The organism is Bifidobacterium leontopitheci (assembly GCF_009193355.1).
GTDB classification, from domain to species: Bacteria; Actinomycetota; Actinomycetes; order Actinomycetales; family Bifidobacteriaceae; genus Bifidobacterium; species Bifidobacterium leontopitheci.
In genome coordinates, this window is sequence record NZ_WBVT01000014.1 from 52806 (window position 1) to 61695 (window position 8890).

2 protein-coding genes are annotated in these 8890 nt (G+C 66.1%); one reads left to right on the plus strand and one right to left on the minus strand.

Annotated features, from left to right (window positions below):
- The first annotated feature begins 315 nt into the window (after positions 1–315).
- A complete protein-coding gene (locus F7D09_RS11405) occupies positions 316–5751 on the plus strand; it encodes a bacterial Ig-like domain-containing protein (RefSeq protein WP_226835994.1) in 5436 nt (1811 codons plus the stop codon).
- Between the two features lie 805 nt (positions 5752–6556).
- Here the strand turns inward: F7D09_RS11405 and F7D09_RS05885 are convergent.
- Positions 6557–7537, minus strand: a complete 981-nt coding sequence (locus F7D09_RS05885) for a family 43 glycosylhydrolase (protein WP_152234480.1) — start codon at positions 7535–7537, stop codon at positions 6557–6559.
- Between the last annotated feature and the right edge of the window lie 1353 nt (positions 7538–8890).

Consider the following 8890-nt stretch of genomic DNA (forward strand, 5'->3'; position numbering starts at 1 on the left):
TCCACCTCGTGAACATTGGTATCAAGCCGCTCCCGCCGTATGTGAAGAAATTGTAAAAACCGCGTCCGTTTACGAAAAAATGGTTGCGTTACCAAAACGCAGAACCGCGCCACAAAAGCGCTTACACCCAACGAAAACCCCGCGTTGTGTAAACGGTCACATCCCCCGTACAGTTATTTGTGACCGGTTACGCGAATGTGTATCCTGATACTCATGTCGGCGGTGGCAGCCGATACCGGGGGGAAGGCGCTTTCACGGGGCCGGTTGCGGCGGGCAAGAGAAGCCCGTCGCAACCTCAAGGAAGAAAGAGCCGATATGGGTTTTGTCAAACGAATCATCGGTGGGGGAATCGCGGGTGCGACGCTGCTGTCATTCGGCATCGTCGCAGCGCCGTCCGCACTCGCCGCCCAGACCACACAGCCTGAGCCGACGCCATACGCCTCGACCGGCACCTCCTACTACGTCGACTGCTCCGCCACCACGGACGGCAACGGCACCATCGAATCCCCGTACAACTCGCTGGCCTCCGCCAACCGGAAGGCCAAGGAGCTCAAGGCGGGCGAATCCCTGCTGTTCAAGCGCGGCAGCGTGTGCAAGTCCGTCGGCGAAGGCGCCAACAAGGTCGGCCTGCAGGTCTTCAACGCGGTCGGTACACCCGACAAGGTCATCACCATCGGCGCGTACGGCCCGCAGGTCGGCGCCAAGCCGGTCCTCGAAGGCGACGGCGTGCGCGACACCGTGTACGTCGAGAACTCGCAGTACATCGAGATCCGCGACCTCAAGGTGACCAACAAGGACGCCAACGAATCCGAGCAGTGGACCAAGACCCGCCGCGGCATCATCGTCGCGAACATGAACGCCGGCGAGCTCAAGCACACCGTCATCGAGAACAACGAGATCGACGACGTCACCGGCAAGGGCGTCAAGGACCTCGGCGGCTCCGGCGCCATCCAGATGGAGGTCTACGGCTCCAGCCGCATGGAGTACTCGAACGGCGACTGGAACCTCGTCGCCCACCCGGAGCTTGACAAGGACAACGTCCCCTCCTACTTCAACGGCACGCTCATCGCCAACAACAACATCAACAACGTGGCCCGCTCCGGCATCAACATGTCCACCGACTTCAAGTGCCGTGAGGAGTCCGGCTGGGACGGCGGCGGCGTGTGCGACCCCGGCCGCCGCGAATACAACCCGTGGACCCCGTCCCTCAACCTGATCATCCGCGACAACCACGTCGAGCACGTGGGCGGCGACGGCATCGTCGTGCAGATGAACGACGGCGCCATCGTCGAAGGCAACTACCTCAACGACGCCGCGAACAAGCACATGCAGTTCAATGCCGGCATCTGGAACTGGAACACCGACAACACGCTGTTCCAGTACAACGAGGTCACCAACACGCAGAAGTACTCCGAGAACACCGACGGCAACGCCTGGGACGTGGACTACGGCACGCGCGGCACGATCTTCCAGTACAACTACAGCCATGACAACGCCGGCGGCACCGTCCTGTACTGCGGCTGCGGCGACTGGCGAGTGGCCGGCTCCGGCCATGCGACCGGCTCCGTGTTCCGCTACAACATCTCCGTCAACGACGGCCTCGCCAAGGAATCCCACACCGGCAACGTGCAGACCCAGCGTTTCGTCACCCTGCAGGGCGTGACCGACGGCCAGTTCTACAACAACCTGATCGTCATGCCGAACGGCAAGAAGGCCCAGGCCGAGACCGGCAACGCGTGGTGGCTGCCCACCACCGAGGGTTCCGCGTACTACAACAGCGGCCTGTCGTTCGCGAACAACCTGTTCATCGCCGACGGCGACAACTGGCTGGCCGGCGAGCCGAAAACGCACCTGACCTGGAACAACAACGTGTTCGTCGGCGGCGCCAACCCCGACAAGTGGCAGTCCAAGCTGCTGGGCGAGCCGAGCTCCAAGAACAACCAGTACGTCACGCTCGACGACTTCTTCAAGGATTCCGGCACGAGCATCGAGAAACTGCGCAACGCCGGCAGCGACCTGTCCGTGCTTGACTTCACGACCAAGTACACGGCCGGCAAGGGCGTCGCCGTCGCCGAGGAAGGCACCAAGGACTTCTTCGGCCGCGACGTGCCCACCTACGGCAGCCCTGACGTCGGCGCCTCCCAGAAGTCCGCCGTCGCCGCGTCCGCCACCAAGCAGCAGACCGCCACCATCGCGGCCGGCAAGAGCGCCGAGTTCGTCGCCCCGCAGAACAAGACCATCAAGGTCTCCGCGAAGGTCGCCGCCGGCACCCAGCTCAAGATCGAGTCCGCCGGCAACGCGTTCGTGCGCAAGACCGGTTACGCCGACAAGGCCGGCGTCGCCACCGCCTACGTGCGCACGTCGACCAACGCGAGCAAGCTGACCGTCACCTACGAGGCGAAGGACGATGCCGCCGCCGCGGCCGCAGGCACTGCGGACGTGACCGTGAACACGGTGACCGACTATCTGTACGACGGTTCGTTCGAGTCGATCGGCGGCACGCCGTGGACCGTCGGCGGCACCGTCGACGGCCAGACCGTGGACTGGGACACCTTCGCCAACGACGCCACCGGCAACGCGCTGCGCGCCCTCGAGACCCGCTCCGAGAAGAACCAGAAGGGCGTCGTCGGCTCCGGTGAGTTCTCCGGCCGCTTCGGCACCGCCGAGGTGAACGGCAAGACCGCCAACATCGATACCATCAACCAGCGCAACATCCAGGTCGTGCCCGGCGCCACCTACACGCTCGGCTTCTGGGCCATCCCGGGTGCCACCGCGGACGCCAAGGCCACCCCGGCCGTGACCGCCACCGTCAAGTCGCGCAAGGCTAGCTCCGGCACCGGCTCCGTGTGGGCCCAGTACGCGACCGAACTCGCCACCGCGTCGACTTCCGCCGACGCCAAGGCCGGCGAGCCGCAGTACGTGACCACCACGTTCACCGTCCCGGCCGACGCCGCCACCGAAGGCGCGCTGTGGCTGAGCTTCTCCGACAAGGGACTCGCCGCCGACGCCAACGGCTACATCGATGACGTCGTGCTCGTGCGCTCCGACGTCAAGCCGACGCTCAAGCTGACCGACTTCACCACGACCGTCTCTCAAGGCGAGACCGCATCCGCGTACGTCGAGCTCGACGCACAGCCGAACGTCTCCGTCGTCTGGCAGAAGCAGGTGGACGGCAAGTGGACGAACGTCACCACCAAGACCGGCACCGCCGCGGGCAACGGCGTCGCCGAGAACACGCGCTGGCTGTCCCTGCCGAACGCCACCGCCGCGGACGCCGGCCAGTACCGCGCGGTCGTGACGAATTCCCTTGGTGAGAGCGTGACCAGCGACCCGGTGACCGTCACCGTCACCGAGAAGCCGGCCGAGGCGACCGTCGCCGCGATCTTCGTCTCCGCACTGCCCACCACGACCAGCTATCCGCAGGGATCCGCGTTCGACGCGTCCGGTCTCAAGGTCGGTGCGCGCCTGACCGACGGCACGAGCATCGTGCTCGACCCGTCCACCTATGAGGTGAGCGGATTCGACTCCTCGAAGGTCGGCCGCATCCCGGTGCGCGTGACGCTCAAGTCCGACAAGACCAAGACGACCTCGTTCCCCGTGGACGTGACGTTCGTGAAGACCGATCTCGCCGCGAAGTACTGCTCCGCCGCCCAGGCCTCCAAGTACCAGTCCGCGCAGAACTACGGCCCGTTCCCGGCGACGCTCACCTGCGACGGTTCGCTGACCACCGCATGGGCCAACTGGAACGAGAAAGACACCGATCCGTGGCTGAGCTACACGTTCGACGCCGCCCACAAGCTGGGCGACCTTGAGCTGTACGTCGATCCGTCGAAGCCCGGCGAGGCCCCGGCCAAGTTCGACGTGCTCACCCTCGGCGAGGACGGTTCCACGTGGAACGCGACCAAGATCTCCGCCGACGTGACCGCCACCAACCCGAACACCGTCGACCTGAGCTCGCTCGGCGCGGTCAAGGGCATCAAGCTCAAGCTGACCTACAAGGATGGCCTTGATTACGCGCGAGTCGCCGAAGTCAAGATCTACGAGGCCGCCGACGCCGTCCAGTCAGCCGCGCCGACCGCCGACAAGCTGACCGTGACCGGCCCGACCAAGACCGCCTACACGATCGGCGAGAAGTTCGACGCCGCCGGACTGGTCGCCAAGGCCACGCTCAACGACGCCGACAAGACCGAGAAGACGCTCGCCGAGGGCGACTACACGCTCACCGCGACCGACGCCGAGGGCAAGCTCGTCGACCTGTCGCAGCCGTTCGCCAAGGTCGGCGACGTCACGGTCACGCTCACCGCGCTGACCGTCGCCCCCACCACCGGCGACACCGCCGCCACCGCGACGTTCACGCTCAAGGTCAACGAGGTCGACAAGACGGCCCTCAACAAGGCCATCGCCGCCGCCGAGAAGGTGCAGAACACCGGCTACACGGAGGATTCGTGGACGTCGTTCCAGTTCGTGCTCGCCACCGTCAAGACGGTCGCCGCGAACCCGAACGCGACCGCGGCCGAAGTCGCCGCCGCCACCAAGGCCCTGATCGCCGCGCAGAACGCGCTCGTGGTCGAGCAGAAGGTGACGGGCATCAAGATCGAAGCCGAACCCGCCAAGACCACGTACACGGTCGGCGACACGTTCTCCGCCAAGGGACTCGTCGTCTCCAAGACCCAGAACGTGGGCGGTCCGGTGGTCGCCGATGCCAGCGAGTACCAGCTGACCGCCGCTGACGCCGCCGGTAAGGCGGTCGACCTGACCAAGCCGTTCGCGGCCGTCGGCAAGGTGACCGTGACGGTTACGCTCACGGGCACCGAGTTCGCCAAGTCCTTCGACGTGACCGTCAACGAGGCCGACAAGGCTGCGCTGAACGAGGCCATCGCCGCCGCCGAGAAGCTCACCGCCGACAAGTACGAGTCCGGCTGGGATGCGTTCCAGACCGCGCTGGCCGCCGCCAAGACGGTCGCCGCCGACAAGAACGCGACGCCGGCCGCCGTGGCCGACGCGCTCGCCAAGCTGACCGACGCGCAGAACGCGCTCGTGCCCGTCAAGCCGGCCACCGTGACCGGCATCGAGGTGACCGAGCCGAAGACCGTCAAGTACACGGTCGGCGACACGTTCTCCGCGGATGGTCTCGTGGTCAAGAAGGTCATGTCCAAGGGCGATCCGGCGGTCGCCGAAGCCGGCGAGTACACGGTGACGGCTGCGGACGCTTCGGGTGCCGCGGTTGACCTGGCCAAGCCGTTCGCCGCGGTCGGCAAGGTGACCGTGACGGTCGCGCTCAAGGGCGCCGACTTCGCGAAGACCTTCGAGGTGACGGTCGCCGCCGTCGACAAGACGGCCCTGAAGGCCGCCGTGGACGCCGCCGAGAAGCTGGACGAGGCCGACTACGAGTCCGGTTGGGCCGACTTCCGGAACGCCCTGTCCGACGCGGAGGCCGTGCTCGCCGACGAGAACGCGACGCCGGATGCGGTGTCCGGTGCTCTCGAGGCGCTGACCGCCGCGCAGAAGGCGCTCGTCAAGAAGGCGCCGGCCCCCAAGCCGGAGCCGGAGCAGCCGACCAAGCCGGAGCCGAACAAGCCCGGCACGCTGCCTGGCGACGCGGGCCAGAACGGCGACAAGAACGGCGCGGACAAGGCCGCCGGCGACAAGGGCGGTCTGAGCAAGACCGGCGCCTCGGTGGCCGGTGTCGCGGTCGCCGCCGTGCTGCTGCTCGCCGCGGGCGTGGCCGTGATGTTGCGCCGTCGCGCCTGACGACGGGTCGGGCCGCTGCTTGGGCTGCCTAGTCGCCTGAGCCGCCTGGGCCTCTTGGGCCGTGGGGGAATGTCTCCTTCCTTATCCCCCGCGGCCCAGCGTCGGGCGATGAATCCGGCCGGAGCCCCGTACTCACCATTGGGTACGGGACTCCGGCCGGATTCTGTGTTGTTCGGGGTGTTTTGGAGGCTATTTCGTATTCTTAGGAACCGCGGTCGGGCAACATGGGGTGTTGTAAGGGGTTTTATGCCGTGTTTTCGGGGTATATGAGGACTTCTCTTCGATGGTGAGGACCTAAGAATAACGGAATACGGTCGGAAACAGGCCGTTTCGGCGGTCGTGGCCGGCGATTGTGGTTGCGGGTCTGGTCGCCAGCCGTGACTGCCAGCCGTCGCCGCGACCTGACCGCCGGCCGTCGCCGCCGGCCTGAATGCGACACGCCCGGGACGGCTGCACGCTCGAAAGATACGATTCGCGGAATCGCCGGTTTTCCGCGGTTCCCGTAAAACCTATCTTTCGAGTGTGCTACCATCCCGGGCGTGTCGCGCGGGTGATGAGGCCGATGCTGTGGTTCGGCCGATCGCCGGCCTGTCCGCACTCACCCCAATCGGCGCGGATGCTCGCCGGAGACCTCCCAGCCGAGGGCCATCAGGGTCTTGCGGTCGGCCTTGTCGAGCCGACCGGTCGGTCGTAACGCTGCGCCGGTCGTGATGTCGCGCCGGTCGTGACGGGCATGATGTCACGTCAGCCGTGACGTCACGACCGACGTGATCGGTCGTGTTGGTCGTGACGCCTGCCGACCCCGCTACTCCATGTCCTGCGCGGTGAAATACGCGTTCGGATCAGTGATCGGCTCATGGTCGTCCGGCACCTCGCGGTGAATGAACCCCTCGTAGGCGTCGTCCCAGACCATGCTCGCCGTGCCGCCGCCGATCTCAATCGGCACCTGGACCATCGGCGAGTTGCCAAGATCATCCTTGTACCAGCGGTCGCCGATGTACAGGAACCGGTCGCTGTCGTACGGGTCGTCGCCGAGCGGAACCACGATGTCGACCTGCGAGTCGAACGTCTGCGTGCCCAGCGGCGCGAACGTACGCCACTCACTCCACGGACCGTGCAGGTCGGCGGCAGTCGAATACATGTTGTCGTTGGTGAACCAGCCGGTCAGCTTCGAGCCGAACCAATAGTACAAGCCGTCCTTCTTGACGATCGTCGGCGACTCCAAGCCGTACGGATAGTCGGTCGCACGCTCGCAGGCCACATCCTCGACGATCGTCAGATAATCGTCGGACAGGCGGAAGATGTGCGTGCCGTGGTCGCGGTCCTCGGACATGATGTAGCCGCCGCCGTCCTCGTCCTGGAAGACACCGATGTCACGGCTCAGATAGCCGCGCCACGTGATGGTCGTGTGGAAGGCGAACGGGCCGAGCGGATTGTCGGCGGTGGCGACGCCGATGTGCGCGTAGCCGTAATCCGGCGTCTCCGCGTGAATGTACATGACGTACGTGCCGGTCGACGGGCAGTGCAGCACCTTCGGGCGCTCGCCGATGCGGTCGGCCGCAAGCGCGGAGCCGTCCTCCTGCACGTCGAGCACGATGCCGTGGCTCTCCCAGCTGGCGAAGTCGGAGGTGGTGTAGCACGCCACGCCCTGGAACAGGTTGCCGTTGACCTTGTTCTCGCCGTATGCGTACCAGGTGTCGCCGAACTTCTGCACGCCGATGCCATGCAACTGGGCCACGTCGCCCTTGGTGTCGCGGGGCAGGAACGCCCCGAATCTCTCTGCCATGATTGTCCTTTCAATACGTTGGCCTGTGGTTGTGTTGCCGGGTTTGGGCCTGTTGGGCCGGGTTTGGGTCCGGGTCGGGCCGGTTTGGGGGCCGGTCGGCGGGCGGCAGGATGGTCTGCGTGCCCGGCTTGGGGTCGGTCCGGCGCGCCGGCAGGCTGTGCGGCGCCGACTTGCGTTGGCGCCGGTGGAATCGACAGCTTTGCCTCCGGTGGAGGGGCTCCGCCGGACGGGCCGCCGAAGCGATTCCGTCCCTTGGCCCCTCGGTGGAGGCAAAGTCGCTCAGGCCGGGTTCTGCGCGCCATGCGCTTCTCCTCTTGACCCCCTCGGTGGAGGGGGCTCCCCTGGACGGGCCGCCGCGGCGATTCCGTTCCTCGGCCCCCTCGGTGGAGGGGGCTGTCGGCGGAGCCGACTGGGGGAGCGTCACCCGCGCTGTGCGCTCGGCCCGCTGGCCGTTGTCTTGCCCCAATAGCCTTGTGACCGGTTACAACCACAACCATTGTAGCGTGTAATCGCTTGCGATGCGATAGGGTGGCGTGTGACAGGGCGCGGACGACAGCGGGGATTCGCTGCGCGCACCGTGAAATCCCGGCGCTCTCCCGCGAGGTGATTCTCGGATAAAGAAGCCCGGGAACCGTGCCGTGCCAGTGGCGACCAGCGGTTTTCAGCGGAGACCGGGCGGCCATTCTCCCGATATTCTCCCATGAGAGGACCCGCACAATACCGTGAACGGCCCGCCGTGCAGCCAGTCACCGCCTATGCGTCCGGATCTCCGCCGGATTCGGCCTGTTTTGAGGCGCATTCCCGAGTAGGCGGGCATCGCCCCAAATACATCGGGAAATACGTGCGGTAAGAACGGCTTCATTCCGCCACTCACCGCCGCGATTCCACCCCCGATACTCGGCGCTATGCCCGCCTACTCCGGAATGCATTCCAAAACAGGCCGATTTGCGCTGACTGCCATTGCGACAGTACTCCTTCCGCAGCCTTGCGGCACTCCACAACCTCTCCGGCAGTCCTGATGGGAGCACTGCCAGCCGTGGACGCATTGAATGGTCGTGGCCCCTCCCGGGCGCGAACGGAAGCGGATGCCGTCGTCGCCGGCCGTTGCGCACGGATGCCGGGGCCCTCCTGGGCGCGAACGGAAGCGAAATCCTCCGAATGGTTTCCGACCGGTGACAATCCCTTTCCCAAGTAGGAATGGAGGCGATAAACGTGTGACCGTGTATCCTCGCCTCGCCCGGCGTCTGCACTCTCACCTGTGTCGGTGACTACACCCGCACCGTAATGGCCTCACCCGCATGCGCGCCTCCGCCCCGCCCCGCGAACCCGCATGAACGCGCGCCGACCATGCCC

Coding starts and splice junctions, on each gene's coding strand:
- F7D09_RS11405 (WP_226835994.1), top strand. CDS start 316: ATGGGTTTTGTCAAACGAATCATCGGTGGGGGAATCGCGGGTGCGACG.
- F7D09_RS05885 (WP_152234480.1), bottom strand. CDS start 7,537: ATGGCAGAGAGATTCGGGGCGTTCCTGCCCCGCGACACCAAGGGCGAC.